This is a genomic window from Rhodococcus koreensis (assembly GCF_900105905.1).
GTDB lineage: Bacteria > Actinomycetota > Actinomycetes > Mycobacteriales > Mycobacteriaceae > Rhodococcus_F > Rhodococcus_F koreensis.
On the sequence record NZ_FNSV01000005.1, the window covers coordinates 6,731,613 to 6,750,240 of the forward strand.

Consider the following 18,628-nt stretch of genomic DNA (forward strand, 5'->3'; position numbering starts at 1 on the left):
TTCGGTCTAGTGCGCAGCGCTGCAATGTTCAGGCTGCGTTGAGGAATTCGATGAGGATGCGTTCGACGGGTGAGTCGGTCTGAAGCTCGTGGAATGGCAATGGTTTCGGTAGTGGTGGTGCTGTCGATCGGTACCGGTGTCCGGTGGGGGTGTAGACCTCGATGTGGTGCAGTCCTCCGGGCAACTGATGAGGGGTGGCGTTCCATCCTGCGCCTTGTTTGGCGTAGTTGCAGGCTGCGCACAGACCGGCGCCGTTGTGCGCGGTCGTCGGGCCCTCGCTTTCGCGGGGCTGGATGTGGTCGTGGTGCCGGATCGGGGCATCGCACCAGGGTGTCCGGCAGGTTCGATCGCGTAGATCGATGAGCCTCGCCAACCCGGCGGGGAAGCAGCGGGCCTGGGATTCGGTCGCGGTCAGCGCTCCCGACTGTGGGTTGGCGTACAGACGGCGCAGGTTCACCCGCGTCGCATCTCCGGTGTCTGGATCGATCGCTGCCTGGACTGCCTCGGAAATCCAGTGCCCCGCCAGTTCGGCGGGGACAGGCCCGTATCCCTGCACGTGGGCGGGTTCGGATCCGTTGTCGAGGAGGGCGCGATCGGAGATCACCAAGTTCACGGTGATCGGCGGTGTCGTCGCCGTGTGGTGTGTGCCGGTGACTCTGGACACGAGGAGGTCGGCCATGATCTGCGACCGCGTGCGTTCGTCGCCCGCGGCGAGGATCGAGTCGGCGTCACGTGCGAGGGTGGCGTGCACCGCGACCCCCTGCGCGACGGGTAGCAGGGCGCTGACGTAGGCCATGGTGTCCGGTGCGGGACGGGAGGTGACCCGCCGATCCGACACGGCCTTGCGCGCCCGCCGCACCACGGCCTCGGCGTCGACTTCCGCGGCTGCCGCGCGAACTTTCGCGCACACCGCCTGGTCGCCGAGCCCGTCCAACGTTGCCGGGTCGCCGCACAGCAGGTAGTCGATCGCTGTGCGATCTTCCCGAGTCAGGCATGCCGTTTCGCGGACGAGGATCGTTGCTCGCCACTCGCTGAGTAACCCTCGTTCGAGCAAGGCCAAGGTACAGGGCATCTCGTGGACGAGAGCGGTCGCCATGCCGAGATGGCGACCACCGCGAAATGGTGAGTCCCGTCGTGCCAGCGCAACCTGGTTTGCGATACCGCGCCCGCGCTGCGGCAGCGGCACATTGCGGTCCGCTCGTTCGGCTCGGATGGAGGCGTCGAGGTCTGCGGTCACCCGGGCTTGCGCGCCGGCGCATGCGGCCTTCACCTCTTCCAGTGCCCGGAGTACATCGATGCGCGTCGCATCGTCGATATCCCGATCGAGTTTCGGCACCTCGGCCAGAAACGCGATTACCGCCCCTGTATCCACCCCGACCCCCCACGACTGCCGAATCCCCCGAATCGAACGTATGTTCTATCTTAACCCGGCCACGGGACCCCGGCAATACCCAACGCAATACCTACGCTGCCCCGACCAGTCGCATGGCGAGGCCGGCGTAGAGGTCCGCGACGGCCTCCGGCTCGGTGTAGGCGCCTGCAGGAAACCAGCGGCAGATGTCGACGCACAGTGACATGAGGGCGAGGGTGACGCCTTCGCCGTCGGGGACGGTGAATTCGCCGGATGCTGCTCCGGCGTCGACGACGGAGCGGACGATGTGGGTGATGTCGCGGCGCAGTTTGACCACGTCGCGGTAGTGCTCCGGCGTGAGGGCGTTGAGTTCGTACTGGACGACGCGGGCCTGTGCGTGGTGGGTGGCCTGCCAGCTCGCGAACGCGCCGATCAGCGCTTGCAGTCTCGTCGAGGGTGCCTCGTCTGGGAGGTCTGCACTCACGACGACGTCGAGCGCGGCGGTGTGGCCTTCGTAACTGATCGCGAAGAGCAGTTCTTCCTTGGAGCGGTAGTGCGGGTACATCGCGGCCGGGCTCATGTCGAGGCGGGCGGCGATCTCGCGAGTGGTGGTGCCTCCGTATCCGCTGGTAGCGAACGCGTCGACGGCTGCAGCTCGGATGCGGGCGGCAGCCTTGGACGGGCTGATCACCTGGCTGGGTGATTCGCTCATATCTTTCTCCATCCTCGGCTGCGCGGCTGTTGACAATACCGCGTCACCCCATCAGTATAAGCAAGCGCTTAGAAAATAAGCAGACGCTTACATGCTCGAAGCGTGAACCAGTCAAAGCTCGACATCCAGAAGGAGCGGTCATGCGACGCACCCTGTACGGCCCCGATCACGAGGCATTCCGCGAATCGGTCCGGGAGTTCGTGAACCGCAACCTGCTGCCGGTGGCAGACAAGCTCATCGCGCAGCGCTTCATCGACCGCGAGATCTGGCTCGAAGCGGGCCGGAACGGCTTCCTGGGCCTCGAGGTCCCGGAGGCGTACGGCGGAAGCGAGGCCGGCGACTACCGGTTCAACGCAGTCCTCGGGGAGGAACTCGCACGCGCAAGCGCCGCAGTGTCGTCGAGCTTCGGCATTCACGCCGATGTCGTCGCGCCGTACCTCGTGCAGCTCACGACCGAGGAGCAGAAGCAGCGCTGGCTGCCCAAGTTCTGCACCGGTGAACTGCTCACCGCGATCGGCATGACCGAGCCTTCCGGCGGCTCGGACCTCGCCTCGCTCAAGACCACCGCGGTCAAGGACGGCGACGACTGGATCATCAACGGTTCCAAGACGTTCATCACCAACGGCTACAACGCCGACCTGGTGATCGTCGCCGCGCGCACCAGCCCCGAGAAGAAGTCCAAGGGCATCACGCTGTTCGCCGTCGAGACGGGCATGGAGGGCTTCGAGCGCGGACGCAAGCTCGACAAGGTCGGCCAGCACGAGTCCGACACCGCCGAACTGTTCTTCGAGAACGTGCGCGTGCCGTCGACGAACATCATCGGTGAGATCGACCGCGGTTTCATCCACATGATGGAGATGCTGCCGCAGGAGCGTGTCGGCGCCGCCGTCTCGAACATCGCGCACGCCGCGCCGATTCTCGAGGAGACGATCCAGTACGCCAAGGACCGCAAGGCATTCGGGCAGCCCATCGGGTCGCTGCAGTGGAACAAGTTCCTTCTCGCCGACCTCGTCACCCGTGTCGAGGTCACCCAGGCGTACGTCGACAACTGCGTCGCCGCACATGCCGACGGCGAGCTGACGGCAGTGGACGCCGCGAAGGCCAAGTGGTGGACTGCTCAGGTGCAGAACGAGGTCCTCGACCACTGCGTACAGCTGCACGGTGGCTACGGGTTCATGACCGAATACCGTGCCGCGCGTGCGTGGATGGATGCCCGTGTCACCAAGATCTGGGCCGGTTCCAACGAGATTATGAAGGAACTGATCGGCCGCGACCTCGGCCTCTGAGTCCGCACCCCCACAGCCCGACGACAAAGGAGTCGCTTCGTATGTCCGTTCTCGACAAGTTCAGCTTGACCGATCGGGTGGTCGTCGTGACCGGTGCGTCGTCGGGCCTCGGGGTGGCGTTCGCGCAGGCGGCGGCGGAGGCGGGCGCCGACGTGGTGCTGGCTGCGCGCCGTACCGACCGTCTGGAGAAGACCGCGGAACTGGTTCGGGCCGCGGGACGTCAGGCGTTGTGCGTCGCGATGGACATCGTCGACCCGGCGCAGGCGCAGAACATGATCGACGAAGCGATGGAGAAGTTCGGCCGCGTGGACGTTCTCGTCAACAACGCGGGCGTCGGTACTGCCGTTCCCGCGACGAGGGAGACGCCGGAGCAGTTCCGGCAGGTCGTCGACATCAATCTGAACGGCTCTTACTGGGCGGCGCAGGCGGCGGGCAGGGTCATGAAGCCGGGCAGCGCGATCGTGAACATCGCGAGCGTGCTGGGCCTCACGACCGCGGGACTTCCGCAGGCCGCGTATGCCGCGAGCAAGGCCGGGGTCATCGGTCTGACCCGCGATCTGGCGCAGCAGTGGGGTGCCCGCAAGGGCATCCGCGTGAATGCGATCGCTCCCGGATTCTTCGAGACGGAGATGACGGACCAGTACCAGGACGGGTACCTCGAATCGATGAAATCGCGTCTGGTTCTCGGTCGCTTCGGTGACCCGGAGGAGCTGGCCGCGACCGTGGTCTGGCTCGCGTCGGACGCCGCGGCGTACGTCACCGGTCAGACGATCGCGGTGGACGGCGGCATCACCATCACCTGAGCGCCGGGTTGGGCGGGGCTGCGGTGCTGGCGTATAAGTAGGAAATGACCACGCGCACCGTCCATGAAGAGTGGGACGACCAGCCCGCCCCGTCGATGGCGGCCACCGATCTGCTGCGGGAGCCTCCGGCGACCCCTCGCGGTGCACGCACGCGCGCGGCGCTGGTGGCGGCCGCGCGGACGGTGTTCGAGCGGTCCGGGTACCTCGACGCCAGGCTCACCGACATCACGAAGGAAGCGAACTGCTCGACGGGGTCGTTCTACACCTACTTCGACAACAAGGAGCAGGTCTTCGTCGCCGTCCTCGAGGTGGCGCAGGAAGACATGATGCACCCGGGCATGAAGCGGGTGCAGGACACCGACGACCCCTACGCGGTGCTGGAGGCGAGCAACCGCGCCTACCTGGAGGCCTACCGGCGCAACGCCAAGCTGATGGGGCTGCTCGAGCAGGTGGCGCACATCGACCCGGCGTTCGCGGACCTGCGGCGTCAGCGGGCCGACGCGTTCATCGCGCGCAACGCGCGGGGGATCGCCGAGCTGCAGGCGCGGGGCATCGCCGACAAGGAACTGGACCCGATGCTGGCGTCGAGGGCGTTGTCGGGGATGGTCAGCAGGCTGGCGTACAACGTGTTCGTGGCCAGCGTGAACGGGACCGACGGCACTCCTGTCGACTTCGACGACGTCGTGTTCACGACGACGCGGATCTGGGCGAACGGACTGAGGTTCCCCGAGCGGAGCTGAGCTCTCGCCGGCGGCGTGAGCGTATGGGGAACTTCGGTCCACAAAACTGAATCCGACACCGGGTTCAGGTGATTTCTGTGGAAGACTGGGGCCACGTCCGTGTCCCCTCGAGGGAGGAATCTCGTGCAGGTTGCGCAGAAGGTCGCCGTCGTCACCGGTGGCGGAGGTGGAATCGGCAGTGCACTCGCGGAGCGGCTCGCCGCCGAGGGTGCCAAGGTCGTCGTCACCGACCTCGACGGCACCGGGCTGGGAACGATCGTCCGGAGAATCGACGCCGAGCATCCCGGCGCTGCGCTGGCAGTGCAGGCCGACGCGTCCGACGACGCTCAGATCGCGTCGGTCATCGACGCCGCGGAGCAGGCCTTCGGGCCCGTCGACCTCTACTTCGCCAACGCGGGTGTCGCGGCAGGCGACCAACTCGAACCCGACGACGCCGTGTGGGACCTCGCCCTCGATGTGAACGTCCGAGCGCACATCCGGGCGGCCCGCCGCCTCGTTCCCGGCTGGATCGAGCGCGGGGAGGGGTACTTCGTCAGCACGGCGTCGGCCGCCGGGCTGCTCACTCAGATCGGTTCCGCCCCCTACTCGGTGACCAAGCACGCCGCCGTCGGATTCGCCGAATGGCTGTCGGTCACGTACGGCGACAAAGGCGTCCGCGTCAGCTGCCTGTGCCCGATGGGCGTCAACACCAAACTGCTCACCGACGACGCCGCCCTGTCGGCCACCGCCGCACGCGCCGTCACCACCGCGGGTTCGGTGCTCGAACCGGCCGAGGTGGCCGAATGCGTGCTCGCCGCAATGGAAGCCGAACAATTCCTGATCCTTCCGCACCCCGAGGTGCTGGAGATGTACCGGCACAAGGGCGCCGACTACGACCGATGGATCCGGGGCATGCGCCGCTACCAGGCGACGCTCCTGGCCCAGCCGTCCTGACCTGACCGAGAAGCGAACTGCGCAAATACCGTACGAAGACCGAGAACAACCAGCATGGAGGAAACAAGTGAGCCAGGAACGTAGAACCGCCATCGTCACCGGGTCCGCCAGGGGCATCGGCGCCGCCGTCGCGAAGCGGCTGGCGAGCGACGGGTACGCCGTCGCCGTGCTCGACCTCGACGAGGCAGCATGTGCCGGCACCGTCGACGCGATCAAGGCCGCGGGCGGCGAAGCCCTGGCCGTGGGCGCGAACGTCGCCGACGAGGCGTCCGTCGCCGCCGCAGTCGAACGGGTGGCGACCGAACTCGGCGCCCCGACGATCCTGATCAACAACGCCGGAATCACCCGCGACAACCTGCTGTTCAAGATGACCGTCGACGACTGGGATGCCGTGATGAACGTGCACCTGCGTGGCGCGTTCCTGATGTCGCGGGCCGTGCAGAAGCACATGGTGGACGCCAAGTTCGGCCGGATCGTGAACCTGTCGAGCACGTCCGCGCTCGGCAACCGCGGGCAGGTCAACTACTCCGCCGCGAAGGCGGGTATGCAGGGCTTCACCAAGACCCTGGCGTTCGAACTCGGCAAGTTCGGTGTCACCGCAAACGCGATCGCCCCCGGGTTCATCGAGACGGAGATGACGGCCGCGACCGCCGAGCGGGTGGGTGTCGGCTTCGAGGACTTCAAGAAGGCGGCGGCGTCGCAGATCCCCGTCAACCGTGTCGGGCAACCGGAGGACATCGCGCACACCGCGTCGTTCTTCGTCAGCGAGGGCGCCGGATTCGTGTCGGGTCAGGTCGTCTACGTCGCCGGTGGACCGAAGGACTGATCGATGAAGGCGTGGCGTGTACACGAACTGGGTCAGCCGCGGGACGTCCTGACGTTCGAGGACATCCCCGACCTCGAGCCGAAGCCCGGAGAGTTGCTGGTCAAGGTGCTCTCCGCGGCCGCCAACTTCCCGGATGTGCTGTTGTGCCGCGGTGAGTACCAGATCAAGCCGCCGCTTCCGTTCACGCCCGGTGTGGAGCTGTGCGGCGAGGTGGTGGAGCTGGGGGAGGGCGTCACCGGGTTCGCCGTCGGCGAGCGGGTGATCGGCATGCCGAGCCTGCCGAACGGCGGATTTGCGGAGCTGGCCGTCATGTCGGCGGCCACCGCGTTCCCCGCCCCGGAGGCCCTCGACGACGCCGAAGCGTCGGCCCTGTCGATCGGGTACCAGACGGGATGGTTTGCGCTGCACCGCAGAACGCAGATCCAGCCCGGCGAAACCCTGCTCGTGCAGGCCGCGGCAGGTGGAGTGGGCAGCGCGGCCGTGCAACTGGGCAAGGCGGCAGGCGCCAAGGTGATCGGCGTCGTCGGCGGGCCCGAGAAGGCGGCCTACACGCGGGAACTCGGTGCCGACCTCGTCATCGACCGGCACAGCGAGGACTTCGTCCAGGCCGTGAAGGACTTCACGGACGGCCGCGGTGCGGACGTCGTGTTCGATCCGGTGGGCGGCGACTCCTACACGAAGTCGACCAAATGCATCGCGTTCGAGGGGCGCATCATCGTGATCGGGTTCGCGAGTGGCACCATCCCGTCACCCGGGCTGAACCACGCGCTGATCAAGAACTACTCGATCATCGGGCTGCACTGGGGTCTGTACAACGCCTACGACCCCGCCGCCATCCGGGAGTGTCACGACGAGCTGACGAGGATGACGGCGGCCGGCGAGATCAAACCGATGATCAGCGAGCGACTCGGGCTCACCGACGTCGCGGCCGGCATCGGACGCCTCGGCGAGGGGACGACGGTCGGACGGCTGGCGTTCCTGCCCGGACGCTAGCGGGCGCGCTTCGCGTACAGCTCCTCGAGGTTGTGCCGCAGGGTGGCCTCGGTGTTCTTCACGGCCGTTTCGACGAACGGTTCGACGATGAGACCGAGGGCCCTGCCGGTGAGACCGCCGGGGAGTTTGTACGCGAAGTCCACGCTGATCTCGGTCTTGTCCTCACCGTGCGCGGTGAACTCCCAGGTGGAGGAGTTGGCGGCGCCGTCGAGCGACGCCAGGGTGATGACCCGGTCCTGCACCCACTCGGTGACCTCGAGGCGGGAGCGCAGGGTGCTCGGGCCGATGTGTATCGCGGCGTCGAATGTCGACTCCAGCCCCTGGTCGAATTCGCCGATCGGACGGAATTCCGAGACTCCGAACATCCAGTCGGGGACCGTCCGGTAGTCGTCGATGTACGCGAATGCCACGTGGAGGGGCACGGCTGCGATCGCGGAGTGACGGACGTGGATCATCGGGTGGTCCCTGGCTCTCTGTCGGAGAAGGCTGTCGATCTGGGCGACCTCGTTCGACTCTAGTCAACTCCCGCGACCACGGCAGGGGAGCGGCGGGTTCCTGTTCTACCGTAGGACCCATGACGGTAGAGGGCACCCAGCGCGGCAGTTCGTGGCGTGAGTACACCGACCAGGGGTTGTCGAAGGTTCTGGCCGCGGCGCTGGCGGCGTTCGTCGAGAAGGGCTACGACGGCGCGTCGATCCGTGAGATCGCATCGCGGGCCGGCCTCTCGGTCCCCGGTCTCTATCACCATTACCCCTCCAAGCAGGCGTTGCTGGTGGGGCTGACGAATGTCGTGATGCGGGATCTCCTCGATCGCAGTCGCGCGGCGGTGTCCGAGGCGGGCCCGACGCCGGGGGAGCGGTTCGACGCGGTCATCGAGTCGTTGCTGCGGTTCCACATGTTCCGCCGGGAACAGGCCTTCGTCGCGTCCCGTGAGACGCGGAGCATGGAACCGGAGAGCAGGCGGGCGTACATCGCGCTGCGCGACGAGCAGCAGGAGATGCTCGACGACATCGTCCGGGACGGGGTTGCGGCCGGGCATTTCCGGACACCGTTCCCGCAGGACGCGAGCCGCGCCGTGGTCACCATGTGCGTCGCGGTGTCCACCTGGTACCGCGAGGACGGGCCGTTGTCGCCCGACGAACTGGTCGAGCGGTACCTGGCGATCGCGAGGAGTGCCGTCGGCACATCCGACTGAGGCTTGACCCCGTTCCGAACCTGTGGGATTCTCGGGAACGACTTCGACCGAGCGAGTGATCGGTCGGTACCGGAGTCGCCGTACTGACTGGAGGTAGTTGTGGCGATCGATCTGTCCTATGCACCCGAGGTGACCGCACTCGTCGAGAAGACCGAGGCGTTCATCCGCGAAGTCGTGCTGCCCATCGAGGACGAGCACGGCGGCGACATCACCGCCGCCGGTGGCGACACCCTGCGCGTGCAGATGCAGAAGGCGGCCAAGGACGCCGGAGTCTTCGCCCCGCACGCACCCGTCGAGTACGGCGGGCACGGCCTGAACATGACCGACCGCGCGCCCGTCTTCGAGGCCGCCGGCTACTCGCTGTTCGGCCCGACGGCACTGAACATCGGCGCACCCGACGAGGGCAACGTCCACATGCTCGCGCACATCGCGAGCCCCGAGCAGAAGGAGCGGTTCCTCGCCCCGCTCGCGCACGGCGACGTGCGGTCGGCGTTCGCAATGACCGAGCCGTCGCCCGGAGCCGGCTCCGACCCGTCCGCGCTGACCACGCGCGCCGAGAAGGTGCCGGGCGGGTGGAAGATCAACGGCCACAAGTACTTCATCACCGGAGCCGACGGCGCCGGATTCTTCATCATCTTCGCTCGCACGTCCGGCGTGCCCGGCGACCGCGGCGGCGCCACGATGTTCCTCACGCCGGCCGACGCGGAGGGGCTGACGGTGGGGCGTCACATCGACACCCTCGACCGGGCGATGATCGGCGGGCACTGCGAGGTGTTCTTCGAGGATCTGTTCGTCCCCGACAGCGGGGTTCTCGGCGAGGTGGACCAGGGATTCGCCTACGCCCAGGTCCGGCTCGGGCCCGCCCGGATGACGCACGTCATGCGCTGGCTGGGCGCCGCGCGCCGCGGCCACGACGTCGCCGTGGCGCACGTCGCGCAGCGTGACGGTTTCGGCGGCAAGCTGGGCGATCTCGGCATGGTCCAGAAGATGATCGCGGACAACGAGATCGACATCGCCGCCACCCGGGCGCTGCTGACGCGGGCCTGCTGGGAACTCGATCAGGGCGGCCACGCGAGCAACTCGACCTCGATCGCGAAGACCTACGCCGCGGAGGCGATCTTCCGGATCGTCGACAACTCCGTGCAGATGTGCGGCGGCCTCGGGGTGTCCGGCGACCTGCCACTCGCACGGCTGTCCCGTGAGGTGCGGCCGTTCCGCGTGTACGACGGCCCGTCCGAGGTGCATCGCTGGGCCATTGCCAAGCGCGTGGTGGGTGCCGCGAAGAAGGCCGCGCGGGAGGCAGGCGCATGAGTGAACATCGCGGCCTCGATCTCGTTGCTCTGCAGAAGTTCCTGTCCGACTCGAATGTCCCTCTGAATGGCGAGTTGCGGGCCGACCTGATCTCGGGCGGCAAGTCCAACCTCACGTACGCCATTCTCGACGACTCCTCGCGGTGGGTGCTGCGAAGGCCGCCCACCGCGGGGCTCACACCCTCCGCGCACGACGTGGCCCGCGAGTTCCGCATCACCTCGGCGCTGCAGGGCACCGACGTGCCGGTCGCCGCGACCGTCGCGCTGTGTGAGGACGACAGCGTGATGGGCGCGCCGTTCACCGTGGTGGAACACGTGACGGGCCAGGTGATCCGGACCAAATCGGACCTCGATGCTCTGTCCGACGCGGACATCGATTCGTGCACCGACGAACTTGTCCGCGTGCTTGGCGCGTTGCACAACGTCGACTACGACGCCGTCGGCCTGGGTCAGCTCGGCCGCGCGGACGGCTACGTGGCCCGGCAGGTGAAGCTGTGGGCGAGTCAGTGGGGGCGGGTGAAGACGACGGATTCCGCCGACGTCGACCGCCTGCATGCCGCACTGGCCGAGTCGATTCCGCAGCAGTCGGAGTCGTCGATCGTGCACGGCGACTACCGCATCGACAACACGATTTTGGCGCCCGGTGACGTGAGCACCGTGGCGGCGGTCGTGGACTGGGAACTCTCGACCCTCGGTGACCCGCTCACCGACGTCGCTCTGATGTGCGTCTACCGGCATCCGGCTCTCGACCTGGTGCTCGGCGAACCGGCGGCGTGGACGAGCCCGCGACTGCAGTCGGCCGACGATCTGGCGCAGCGCTACACCGTGGCGTCGGGGCGTGAACTGGTGCACTGGAACTTCTATCTGGCGCTCGCGAACTTCAAGCTCGCCGTCATCGCCGAGGGCATCAACCACCGCTACCGGGCCGGCGCCACCGTCGGTGACGGTTTCGACAAGGCAGGCGACGCGGTGCCCGAATTCATCGCGGCGGGCCTGCGCGCCCTGAAAGGACAGACGGTATGAGCCGCAGCGCACTGATCACCGGTGCCTCGCGTGGCATCGGACTCGGCATCGCCACCCGCCTCGCGGAGCAGGGGTACGGGCTGACGATCACGGCTCGCGATCGTGAGCGGCTCGAAGCGGTGGGCGCCGACCTGCGGACCGCAGGAGCGAAGGACGTCGTCGTGGTCGCCGGGGATCTCGCCGACGAGGAATCGGCGGGACGGGTCGTCGAGGCGCACGCCGACGCCTTCGGTTCGCTGAACGCACTGGTACTCAATGCGGGGGTGGGTACCGCCGGCGCCATCGGCGAATTCCCGATGGGGCGATTCGACAAGAGCCTGGGCGTCAACCTGCGGGCGCCGTTCAGCCTGCTGCAGCAGTCGCTGCCTCTGCTCCGGACCGGTGCGGCGGAGAACCCGGGACGCGGATCCAAGGTCGTCGCCCTGGCATCGATCACCGGCGTGTACGCCGAGGCGGGGCTTGCCGTCTACGGGGCCACCAAGGCCGCGCTGATCTCGCTCACCGAGACGCTGAACGTGGAGGAGTCGGGCAACGGGATCTCCGCGACCGCCCTCGCCCCGGCGTACGTCGACACCGACATGGCCGCGTGGACGCACGACACGATTCCGCCCGAGACGATGATCGAGGTGAACGACATCGTCGAACTCGTCGACGCCCTGCTGCGGCTGTCCTCGCGCGCGGTGGTCCCGAAGATCGTCGTCGGACGGGCCGGAACGGACGGCTACCGCGCCTAGTCCTCGTCTTCCTGCGCCTCGCCGCGCTTGCGGAAGAACTTGAACCCGGGGACGCCCTGGATCGCCTGACGCACCCCCTGGACCTCCTCGAGGAGCTGGTGGATCTCCGGCGACACGGTGTCGAGGGTCGCCAGGATCGGCAGTAGCCCCTCCATGCGCATCGTCAGCTCGGGCAGGTGGTTCACCAACCCGATCGCGGCGTGAATCTCCTCCTCGGTGAGGTCGTCGACGAACCGCTGCGCGAGTGGGGCGGCCTTCGTCGCGAGCGGCTCGTACAGGCCGATCAGCGTCTGCGCCGACGCGGACGTGTTCCCCGCCGTGGCGACGACGGTGGCCGCCGCTTCCGCAACCCCGTTCGCCCGCGCCACCGCGATCTCGGCGCCGTCGCAGATCGCCTCGATGCGGGCGATCAGTGCCTCGACCTGGTCCAGGAGGACACCGATCCGGCCGGGAAGGGAGACGACGAGTTCAGCGGTGTCCACCGACCACCGGGCGACACCGGTGACGGTACGCACCAGGTCGCGGGTGCCGAGTTGTACGAGAGCCATCGGCCCATCCTGCCTGATGCATTCCGCACCTCACGTTTCGGTCGTGGCAGACGTCTACCTTCCAGAGGCCCGTACACCTGGAAGGATTGGCACCGTGAATGCCGACCGAGCAGCACACACTGTCATCGATTCGCCGATTGGCCCCCTGACGCTGGTGAGCGTCGACGGGGTGCTGAGCGGCATCTACATGGTCGAACACCGGCATCAGCCGAATCCCGCGACGTTCGGCGACCGCGACACCGCAGGGTTCGACGAGGCAACCACCCAGCTCGCCGAATACTTCGACGGCCGGCGGACCGACTTCACCGTCCCGCTCGCTGCGCGGGGCACCCCGTTCCAGAAACGAGTGTGGGACGCTCTGCGCACCATCCCGTACGGCGACACCTGGACGTACGGTCAGCTGGCCGATTCCCTCGGCACTCCGACCGCGGTTCGCGCGGTGGCGGCGGCGAACGGCAGGAATCCGATCAGCATCATCATCCCGTGTCACCGGGTGATCGGGAGCAACGGCAGCCTGACGGGGTATGCGGGCGGTCTCGACCGCAAACGGTTCCTGCTCGAACGCGAAGCGGAACGGGCGGGGCTCCGGCTGAGCCGATGACGCTGAAGCCGTTCGAAGACGTCGTGGCCGAGCACGGCCGGACGGTCCTGCGGGTCTGCCGGGCCGTGGTCGGTCCGGTGGACGCCGAGGACGCCTGGTCGGAGACGTTCATCGCCGCGATGCGCGCGTACCCCGATCTGGGTCCGGAGAGCAACGTCGAGGCGTGGCTGGTGACGATCGCGCACCGGAAGGCGCTCGACCACATCCGTGCGCGCGACCGGCGGCCCGTCCCCACCGACGAACTGCCGGAGCAGACGACCGACCGCGGACTTCCCGGCGGCCACGACCCGGAGTTGTGGAAGGCGGTCGGTGCCCTGCCGATGAAGCAGCGGGCGGCGGTGGCGTATCACTACCTGGCCGGGCTGCCGTACACCGAGATCGCGGTGATCCTGGGCAACTCCCCGGCCGCGTCGCGGCGGGCGGCCGCGGACGGCGTTGCGGCGCTACGCAAGACCCTCTCGATTTCTGTGAGTGGAGACATCACATGAACATGCCCGACATCGTCTACTCCCTGTACCCGTTGGACTCCCCGGTCGAGCAGAAACTGCGTGAGCGTCTCGCCGTCGCCGCCGCCGAAGCCGGGCTCCTCGACGTCGCGTACCGGACACTCGACACCCCGGTCGGTTCGCTGCTGCTCGCCGCCACCGATCGCGGGCTGGTGCGGGTCGCCTTCCCCAGCCAGGATCACGACGCCGTGCTGCAGACCCTCGCCGAGCAGATCAGTCCCCGGATCCTGCGCGCACCGGCCCGGCTCGACCGGGTCGCCCACGAGATCGACGAATACTTCCTCGGCAGGCGCACGAGCTTCGACGTCCCGCTGGACTTCCGGCTGTCCAATGGATTCCGGCTCGAGGTGCTGCGCCATCTCCCCGACATCGACTACGGGCACACCGCCAGTTACGCGGCGGTCGCAGTCGCCGCGGGCAGTCCGAAAGCGGTGCGCGCGGTCGGCACCGCGTGTGCGCTGAATCCGCTGCCCGTCGTGGTGCCCTGCCACCGGGTGGTCCGCAGCGACGGCAGCATGGGCCAGTACGCCGGTGGGCCGGAGGCCAAGTCGATTCTGCTGACGTTGGAGGCGGCGGCATGACCACCGTGACGCAGCGCGTGAACGCTCTGAATTGGCCGACGCTGCACGCCGAGACCGACGCCGCGGGGTGCGCGCAATCGGAGCAGATCCTGACCGCCGAGGAATGCGGGCAGATCGCGGACATGTACGAGGAGGTCGAGCTTTTCCGGTCCACCGTGGACATGGCCCGGCACCGCTTCGGCTCGGGACAGTACCGGTACTTCGACTATCCGTTACCGGAGGTCGTGGCCGAACTCCGCGCCGCCTTCTACCCGAAACTGCTTCCCGTGGCACGGGACTGGGCGGTCAAGCTGAGGCAGCCGTCGCCGTGGCCGGACACCCTGGACGAATGGCTGGACATGTGCCACGACGCCGGTCAGAAACGGGCGACGCCGATCCTGCTCAGCTACCGGGCGAACGACTGGAACGCGCTGCACCGCGACCTCTACGGCGACCTGGTGTTCCCGTTGCAGGTGGTGATCGGACTCGACCGACCGGGCGTGGACCACGAGGGCGGCGAGTTCATGCTCGTCGAGCAGCGGCCCCGCGCCCAGTCGCGAGGAACGGTGACGACGCTGCGGCAGGGTCACGCGCTGATCTTCACCACCCGGGACCGTCCCGTGCGCTCGACCCGCGGTTGGTCGACGGGACCGGTACGGCACGGCGTCAGCACCATCAGACGCGGCACCCGCCGGACCCTCGGCCTGGTCCTGCACGACGCGGAGTGACCGTGATATCCGCCTTGATACCCCGACCCCGGACCGTGGTGGCGCCCGGCGCCGTCCACGTCCCCGACTGGCTCACGCCGGAGGAGCAACGCCACCTGGTGGCCGAATGCCGGCGCTGGGCCACCGCGCCGGTCCCGATGCGGGCCGCGCAACTGCCGACGGGACACCGCATGTCGGTGCAGACAGTGTGCCTCGGCTGGCACTGGAAGCCGTATTCTTACTCGCGCACCGCCGACGACGCGGGCGGTGGGCGCGTCGCGCCGCTACCCGACTGGCTGGTCGAACTCGGCCGGCGGGCGGTCGGCGACGCCTACGGGGAGCCCGCCGCCGGGTACACGCCCGATGCCGCGCTGATCAACTTCTACGACGACGCCGCGAAGATGGGCATGCACCAGGACAAGGAGGAACGATCCGATGCGCCCGTGGTGTCGTTGAGCATCGGCGACACGTGCACGTTCCGGTTCGGGAACACCGCCACCCGCACCAAGCCGTACACCGACGTCGAATTGCTGTCCGGCGACCTGTTCGTGTTCGGCGGCGAGTCGCGCTTCGCGTATCACGGAGTGCCGAAAGTGCTTCCCGGCACGAGTGATCCGGGCTGCGGGTTGACCACGGGGCGACTGAACATCACGCTGCGGGTGACGGGACTCGTGGACACATGAGAGTGCGACTGCCGTATCGGGGTCCGTTCACCCATGCGCCGCTGTGGGGTGCGCTCCGCGCGCACACCGTGTCCGGGCTCGAGCGGCACGACCCCGACGGAACTCACACCCGGGTGGTCGAGGGACCGCACGGGCCTGCGCTGGTGTCCGTTCTCGTGCGACCCGCCGACGGGTATGTCGAGGCGCGCGTGACGCCGGCGCATCACGACGACGTCGAGGCACTGACCGCCACGGTCCGGCGCTGGCTCGACCTCGACGTGGATCCGCTGCCGATCGACGCCGCGTTGAGCCGCCACCCGCAGCTTGCTCCGCTCGTGGCGCAACGGCCGGGACTGCGGCGCCTGGGGAGCGTGGACGGGTTCGAGACGGCGGTCCTGACCGTTCTCGGACAACAGGTTTCGCTGGCCGCTGCCCGGACGTTCGGCAGCCGGCTCGTGGCCGCGTACGGCCTTCCGGTCCACGACGGGTTCTTCGCGTTCCCCGAACCGGAGACGCTGGCGGCGCTCGCACCCGAACAGTTCCGCTCGACCCTCGGTCTCACCGGGGCCCGGGCCCGGACGGTGCTCGCGCTCGCCGAGGCCGCGTCGAACGGACTGCGCCTCGGCGCGGACACCGACCCGGCCGAGTTCCGGGCCGGTCTGCTCGCGCTGCCCGGCATCGGTCCGTGGACGGCGGACTATCTGACGGTGCGGGTACTGGGCGACCCGGACGCGTTCACACCCGACGACCTCGTCCTCAAACGGGCGCTGGGGGTGAAGACCGGCAGGCAGGCAGCAGAACTCGCCGAGGCGTGGCGGCCCTGGCGGGCGTACGCCCTGTTCCACCTGTGGACGGCTGAGGCGTATTAGTCCTTGGCCTTCGCCAGCGCCGACGGCCACCAGATCTTCTTGCCGATGTCGTGGGAGAGCGCTGGGACGAGAATGCTGCGCACGACGATCGTGTCGAGCAGCACGCCGAACGCGACCGCGAACCCGACCTCGGCGAGGAACACCAGCGGTAGCACACCGAGGACCGCGAACGTCGCGGCGAGCACGACACCGGCCGACGTGATGACCCCACCGGTCACCGCCAGACCGCGCAGCACACCGGATTTGGTGCCGTGTTCCTCGGTTTCCTCGCGGACCCGCGTCATCAGGAAGATGTTGTAGTCGATGCCGAGGGCCACCAGGAACACGAACGCGAACAGCGGGAACGCGGGATCCGCGTTCGCGAAATGGAAGACGTGGGTGAAGAAGAGCCCGCACACCCCGAGCGTGGCCGCGAACGACAGGACCACGGTGGCGATGAGGATGATCGGCGTGAGCAGCGCGCGGAGTAGGAGGGACAGCACGACGAAGATGACGACGAGAACGATCGGGATGATCAGGTTCCGGTCGTGCACCGACGCCGTCTGCACGTCGAGAGTGGTTGCCGTGCTGCCACCGACGAGCGCGTCGGCGCCGGGCACTGCGTGCGCCGCGTCCCGCAGTCGTTTCACCGTCTCGAGAGCTTCCGGCGAATCGTACGAGTCGGCGAGGGTCACGTTGACGACCATTCGCCCGTCGATCGGTGCGGCGGTGAGGAAGTCGGGTGCGCACCCCTGTCCGGCCGCCGAAGCCACCGCCGCCGGGTTCGACTTGACGAGGGCGGACAGCTTCTCGACATCGACCTGCGGGCACACCGCGCCGGGATCCGTCGACACACCTTCCACGCCGCTCACGGCTGCGATGACCGCGTCCGTCTGATCGGCGTTGGTGACGATGACGGCGGGTGCGCCGGCGCCCGGATCGAATTTGGAGTCGTACAACTCCTGGCCGACGACGGCGTCCGGCCGGTTGGTGAAGTTCTCCGAAGAGGACAGCCCGTCCGTCTTCAGGCTGCCGATACCGACCAGGAACAGCACGGCCAGCAGCACCGTCGTCCCGATCCAGAGGGAGCGGTCCTTGCTTCCGACCTGGACGGCGATCTTGCCCCACAGACCGTGCGTGGTGAGGTCGGCGGCCTCGTCCACCTTCGGTTTCCGCGGCCAGAACACCCACCGTCCCGCCGCGGACAGCGCCACCGGCAGGAACGTCATCATCACGAGGTACGTGCACGCGATGCCGATCGCGGCGACCGGACCGAGGCTCTTGTTGGAGTTCAGTTCGGAAAACGTCAGGCACAGCAGACCGAGGATGACGGTGACCGCCGACGCCGTGATGGCAGGGGCGGATTCCTTCCAGGCCTTGATCATGGCGTCGAACCGGCTGGGATAGAAGTGCAGTTCTTCCCGATAGCGGGAGATCAGGAGCAGCGCATAGTCGGTGCCCGCCCCGATCACGAGGACGAACAGGATGCCCTGACTCTGCCCGGTGAGCGTGAGCACCTCGGCCTTGGCCAGGAAGTAGATGACCATCGACGCCAGACCGAGCGCGAGCAGGGCCGAGAAGAGCGGGAAGAACCACAGCACCGGGGAGCGGTACACCACCAGCAGGATGAGGACCACCACGAGCAGGGCCGCGCCCAGCAGGGCGCCGTCGAGACCGGCGAACGCGTCGATGAACGCCACCAGCAGACCGCCGGGACCGGCGGGGAGCACCTCGAGCCCGGTGGCCGCGCTCTTCGCGGCGGTGAGGACGTTCTCCTCGGTGGCGGCGAGCACGTCACCGGCGACCGCCGTGCCGTCCTCCTTCGCGACGAGGGGAACGAAGATTGACGCCGTGGTGCCGTCCTCCGAGAACTGCGGCTGCGACATGCCTTCGGCGTCGACGCCGTCGACGGCCGCGATGGCGTCGTGCGCCTGAGCGACGGCCGCTTTGTCCTGGTCGGTGAGCGGTGCGTCGCTGTGGAACAGCACGAAACCGGGGATGGTTTCGACGGTGAGGAACTTGGACGATTCGTTGGTGACGATCGTCGATTCGGCGGAACTCGACAGGTAGGCGGCGTTGTCGTTCTTCTGGACCTCGGTGAGCTTCCCCTGGAAGGTCCCCCCGAATCCGCCCGCGAAGAACGCGACGATCGCGATGGCCACGATGGTGAACGCGGGCCAGCGAAATCTGCGCGACTTCTCGCCGCTCGTGCTCGAGTCCGTCGAATCCAACTTCGTCATGGGTTCTCCTTCGCCGCCCCCGCCAGCAGTGCGTCCCAGTACACCATGCC

General features: G+C 68.0%; 21 protein-coding genes. 16 read left to right on the plus strand and 5 right to left on the minus strand.

Translation table 11 applies throughout. From position 1 onward, the window contains the following. Positions 1 to 28: 28 nt before the first annotated feature. Together BLV94_RS35140 and BLV94_RS35145 are read right to left on the minus strand one after the other, a co-directional pair. A complete protein-coding gene (locus BLV94_RS35140) occupies positions 29 to 1,372 on the minus strand; it encodes an HNH endonuclease (RefSeq protein ID WP_072947703.1) in 1,344 nt (447 codons plus the stop codon). Between the two features lie 91 nt (positions 1,373 to 1,463). After that, the gene (locus BLV94_RS35145; RefSeq protein WP_072947705.1) at positions 1,464 to 2,063 is read right to left on the minus strand and encodes a TetR/AcrR family transcriptional regulator; all 600 of its coding nucleotides are present in this window, start codon (positions 2,061 to 2,063) and stop codon (positions 1,464 to 1,466) included. 140 nt (positions 2,064 to 2,203) lie between these two features. Between BLV94_RS35145 and BLV94_RS35150 the strand changes: the two genes are divergently transcribed. The 6 genes from BLV94_RS35150 (at position 2,204) to BLV94_RS35175 (ending at position 7,644) form a co-directional block, all read left to right on the plus strand. Further along, positions 2,204 to 3,349 (plus strand): acyl-CoA dehydrogenase family protein, encoded by a 1,146-nt coding sequence (locus tag BLV94_RS35150; RefSeq protein ID WP_072947707.1) that lies wholly within the window; start codon positions 2,204 to 2,206, stop codon positions 3,347 to 3,349. Positions 3,350 to 3,390: 41 nt separating this feature from the next. After that, on the plus strand, positions 3,391 to 4,152 hold the full coding sequence (locus BLV94_RS35155; RefSeq protein WP_072947710.1) for an SDR family NAD(P)-dependent oxidoreductase: 762 nt from the start codon (positions 3,391 to 3,393) through the stop codon (positions 4,150 to 4,152). A gap of 44 nt (positions 4,153 to 4,196) precedes the next feature. Beyond that, a complete protein-coding gene (locus tag BLV94_RS35160; RefSeq protein ID WP_072947712.1) occupies positions 4,197 to 4,892 on the plus strand; it encodes a TetR/AcrR family transcriptional regulator in 696 nt (231 codons plus the stop codon). A gap of 123 nt (positions 4,893 to 5,015) precedes the next feature. Next, positions 5,016 to 5,825 carry an SDR family oxidoreductase gene (locus tag BLV94_RS35165; RefSeq protein ID WP_072947715.1) on the plus strand — a complete coding sequence of 270 codons (810 nt, stop codon included), beginning with the start codon at positions 5,016 to 5,018 and terminating at the stop codon, positions 5,823 to 5,825. A gap of 67 nt (positions 5,826 to 5,892) precedes the next feature. Beyond that, positions 5,893 to 6,651, plus strand: a complete 759-nt coding sequence (gene fabG, locus BLV94_RS35170; RefSeq protein WP_072947717.1) for a 3-oxoacyl-ACP reductase FabG — start codon at positions 5,893 to 5,895, stop codon at positions 6,649 to 6,651. A 3-nt stretch (positions 6,652 to 6,654) separates the two neighbouring features. Next, positions 6,655 to 7,644 carry an NADPH:quinone oxidoreductase family protein gene (locus BLV94_RS35175; protein ID WP_072947719.1) on the plus strand — a complete coding sequence of 330 codons (990 nt, stop codon included), beginning with the start codon at positions 6,655 to 6,657 and terminating at the stop codon, positions 7,642 to 7,644. Here the strand turns inward: BLV94_RS35175 and BLV94_RS35180 are convergent. Further along, on the minus strand, positions 7,641 to 8,099 hold the full coding sequence (locus BLV94_RS35180) for an SRPBCC family protein (protein WP_072947722.1): 459 nt from the start codon (positions 8,097 to 8,099) through the stop codon (positions 7,641 to 7,643). The two genes, BLV94_RS35175 and BLV94_RS35180, sit on opposite strands and share 4 nt — an antisense overlap. Positions 8,100 to 8,218: 119 nt before the next feature. Here BLV94_RS35180 and BLV94_RS35185 point away from each other — a divergent pair, with 119 nt between their 5' ends. The 4 genes from BLV94_RS35185 (at position 8,219) to BLV94_RS35200 (ending at position 11,906) form a co-directional block, all read left to right on the plus strand. Next, positions 8,219 to 8,839: a TetR/AcrR family transcriptional regulator gene (locus tag BLV94_RS35185; protein WP_072947725.1), complete on the plus strand. Its 621-nt coding sequence runs from the start codon at positions 8,219 to 8,221 to the stop codon at positions 8,837 to 8,839. A gap of 99 nt (positions 8,840 to 8,938) precedes the next feature. Beyond that, complete coding sequence (locus tag BLV94_RS35190; RefSeq protein WP_072947728.1) at positions 8,939 to 10,150, plus strand: acyl-CoA dehydrogenase family protein; 1,212 nt, start codon at positions 8,939 to 8,941, stop codon at positions 10,148 to 10,150. Then, positions 10,147 to 11,172, plus strand: a complete 1,026-nt coding sequence (locus BLV94_RS35195; protein ID WP_072947731.1) for a phosphotransferase family protein — start codon at positions 10,147 to 10,149, stop codon at positions 11,170 to 11,172. The genes BLV94_RS35190 and BLV94_RS35195 overlap by 4 nt, the downstream gene beginning before the upstream one ends. Next, the gene (locus BLV94_RS35200) at positions 11,169 to 11,906 is read left to right on the plus strand and encodes an SDR family NAD(P)-dependent oxidoreductase (protein ID WP_072947733.1); all 738 of its coding nucleotides are present in this window, start codon (positions 11,169 to 11,171) and stop codon (positions 11,904 to 11,906) included. Before BLV94_RS35195 ends, BLV94_RS35200 begins: the two co-directional genes overlap by 4 nt. On the opposite strand, the gene BLV94_RS35205 is transcribed toward BLV94_RS35200, so the two are convergent. Next, entirely contained in the window at positions 11,903 to 12,454 is a 552-nt protein-coding gene (locus BLV94_RS35205; protein ID WP_072947736.1) for a ribulose-1,5-bisphosphate carboxylase/oxygenase large subunit, read from the minus strand. The two genes, BLV94_RS35200 and BLV94_RS35205, sit on opposite strands and share 4 nt — an antisense overlap. A gap of 94 nt (positions 12,455 to 12,548) precedes the next feature. Between BLV94_RS35205 and BLV94_RS35210 the strand changes: the two genes are divergently transcribed. The 6 genes from BLV94_RS35210 to BLV94_RS35235 are packed head-to-tail and all read left to right on the plus strand — an operon-like array spanning position 12,549 to position 16,359. Continuing rightward, positions 12,549 to 13,055 (plus strand): methylated-DNA--[protein]-cysteine S-methyltransferase, encoded by a 507-nt coding sequence (locus tag BLV94_RS35210; RefSeq protein WP_072947739.1) that lies wholly within the window; start codon positions 12,549 to 12,551, stop codon positions 13,053 to 13,055. Beyond that, positions 13,052 to 13,543, plus strand: a complete 492-nt coding sequence (locus tag BLV94_RS35215) for an RNA polymerase sigma factor (protein ID WP_072947742.1) — start codon at positions 13,052 to 13,054, stop codon at positions 13,541 to 13,543. The genes BLV94_RS35210 and BLV94_RS35215 overlap by 4 nt, the downstream gene beginning before the upstream one ends. Then, the gene (locus BLV94_RS35220) at positions 13,540 to 14,142 is read left to right on the plus strand and encodes a methylated-DNA--[protein]-cysteine S-methyltransferase (protein ID WP_072947744.1); all 603 of its coding nucleotides are present in this window, start codon (positions 13,540 to 13,542) and stop codon (positions 14,140 to 14,142) included. Before BLV94_RS35215 ends, BLV94_RS35220 begins: the two co-directional genes overlap by 4 nt. Then, positions 14,139 to 14,849, plus strand: coding sequence for a 2OG-Fe(II) oxygenase (locus BLV94_RS35225; protein ID WP_072947746.1), 711 nt, complete (start codon positions 14,139 to 14,141; stop codon positions 14,847 to 14,849). Before BLV94_RS35220 ends, BLV94_RS35225 begins: the two co-directional genes overlap by 4 nt. Further along, complete coding sequence (locus BLV94_RS35230) at positions 14,846 to 15,511, plus strand: alpha-ketoglutarate-dependent dioxygenase AlkB family protein (protein ID WP_083395775.1); 666 nt, start codon at positions 14,846 to 14,848, stop codon at positions 15,509 to 15,511. Before BLV94_RS35225 ends, BLV94_RS35230 begins: the two co-directional genes overlap by 4 nt. Next, the gene (locus tag BLV94_RS35235) at positions 15,508 to 16,359 is read left to right on the plus strand and encodes a DNA-3-methyladenine glycosylase family protein (RefSeq protein WP_072947749.1); all 852 of its coding nucleotides are present in this window, start codon (positions 15,508 to 15,510) and stop codon (positions 16,357 to 16,359) included. The genes BLV94_RS35230 and BLV94_RS35235 overlap by 4 nt, the downstream gene beginning before the upstream one ends. Here BLV94_RS35235 and BLV94_RS35240 read toward each other — a convergent pair. Further along, positions 16,356 to 18,578, minus strand: coding sequence for an MMPL family transporter (locus BLV94_RS35240; RefSeq protein WP_072947752.1), 2,223 nt, complete (start codon positions 18,576 to 18,578; stop codon positions 16,356 to 16,358). The two genes, BLV94_RS35235 and BLV94_RS35240, sit on opposite strands and share 4 nt — an antisense overlap. Positions 18,579 to 18,628: the final 50 nt, after the last annotated feature.

Excerpts from the sequence above, each read along its gene's own strand:
- BLV94_RS35145 (WP_072947705.1), bottom strand. The coding sequence starts at position 2,063 with ATGAGCGAATCACCCAGCCAGGTGATCAGCCCGTCCAAGGCTGCCGCC.
- BLV94_RS35150 (WP_072947707.1), top strand. The coding sequence starts at position 2,204 with ATGCGACGCACCCTGTACGGCCCCGATCACGAGGCATTCCGCGAATCG.
- BLV94_RS35155 (WP_072947710.1), top strand. The coding sequence starts at position 3,391 with ATGTCCGTTCTCGACAAGTTCAGCTTGACCGATCGGGTGGTCGTCGTG.
- BLV94_RS35160 (WP_072947712.1), top strand. The coding sequence starts at position 4,197 with ATGACCACGCGCACCGTCCATGAAGAGTGGGACGACCAGCCCGCCCCG.
- BLV94_RS35175 (WP_072947719.1), top strand. The coding sequence starts at position 6,655 with ATGAAGGCGTGGCGTGTACACGAACTGGGTCAGCCGCGGGACGTCCTG.
- BLV94_RS35180 (WP_072947722.1), bottom strand. The coding sequence starts at position 8,099 with ATGATCCACGTCCGTCACTCCGCGATCGCAGCCGTGCCCCTCCACGTG.
- BLV94_RS35185 (WP_072947725.1), top strand. The coding sequence starts at position 8,219 with ATGACGGTAGAGGGCACCCAGCGCGGCAGTTCGTGGCGTGAGTACACC.
- BLV94_RS35195 (WP_072947731.1), top strand. The coding sequence starts at position 10,147 with ATGAGTGAACATCGCGGCCTCGATCTCGTTGCTCTGCAGAAGTTCCTG.
- BLV94_RS35200 (WP_072947733.1), top strand. The coding sequence starts at position 11,169 with ATGAGCCGCAGCGCACTGATCACCGGTGCCTCGCGTGGCATCGGACTC.
- BLV94_RS35205 (WP_072947736.1), bottom strand. The coding sequence starts at position 12,454 with ATGGCTCTCGTACAACTCGGCACCCGCGACCTGGTGCGTACCGTCACC.
- BLV94_RS35215 (WP_072947742.1), top strand. The coding sequence starts at position 13,052 with ATGACGCTGAAGCCGTTCGAAGACGTCGTGGCCGAGCACGGCCGGACG.
- BLV94_RS35220 (WP_072947744.1), top strand. The coding sequence starts at position 13,540 with ATGAACATGCCCGACATCGTCTACTCCCTGTACCCGTTGGACTCCCCG.
- BLV94_RS35225 (WP_072947746.1), top strand. The coding sequence starts at position 14,139 with ATGACCACCGTGACGCAGCGCGTGAACGCTCTGAATTGGCCGACGCTG.
- BLV94_RS35235 (WP_072947749.1), top strand. The coding sequence starts at position 15,508 with ATGAGAGTGCGACTGCCGTATCGGGGTCCGTTCACCCATGCGCCGCTG.
- BLV94_RS35240 (WP_072947752.1), bottom strand. The coding sequence starts at position 18,578 with ATGACGAAGTTGGATTCGACGGACTCGAGCACGAGCGGCGAGAAGTCG.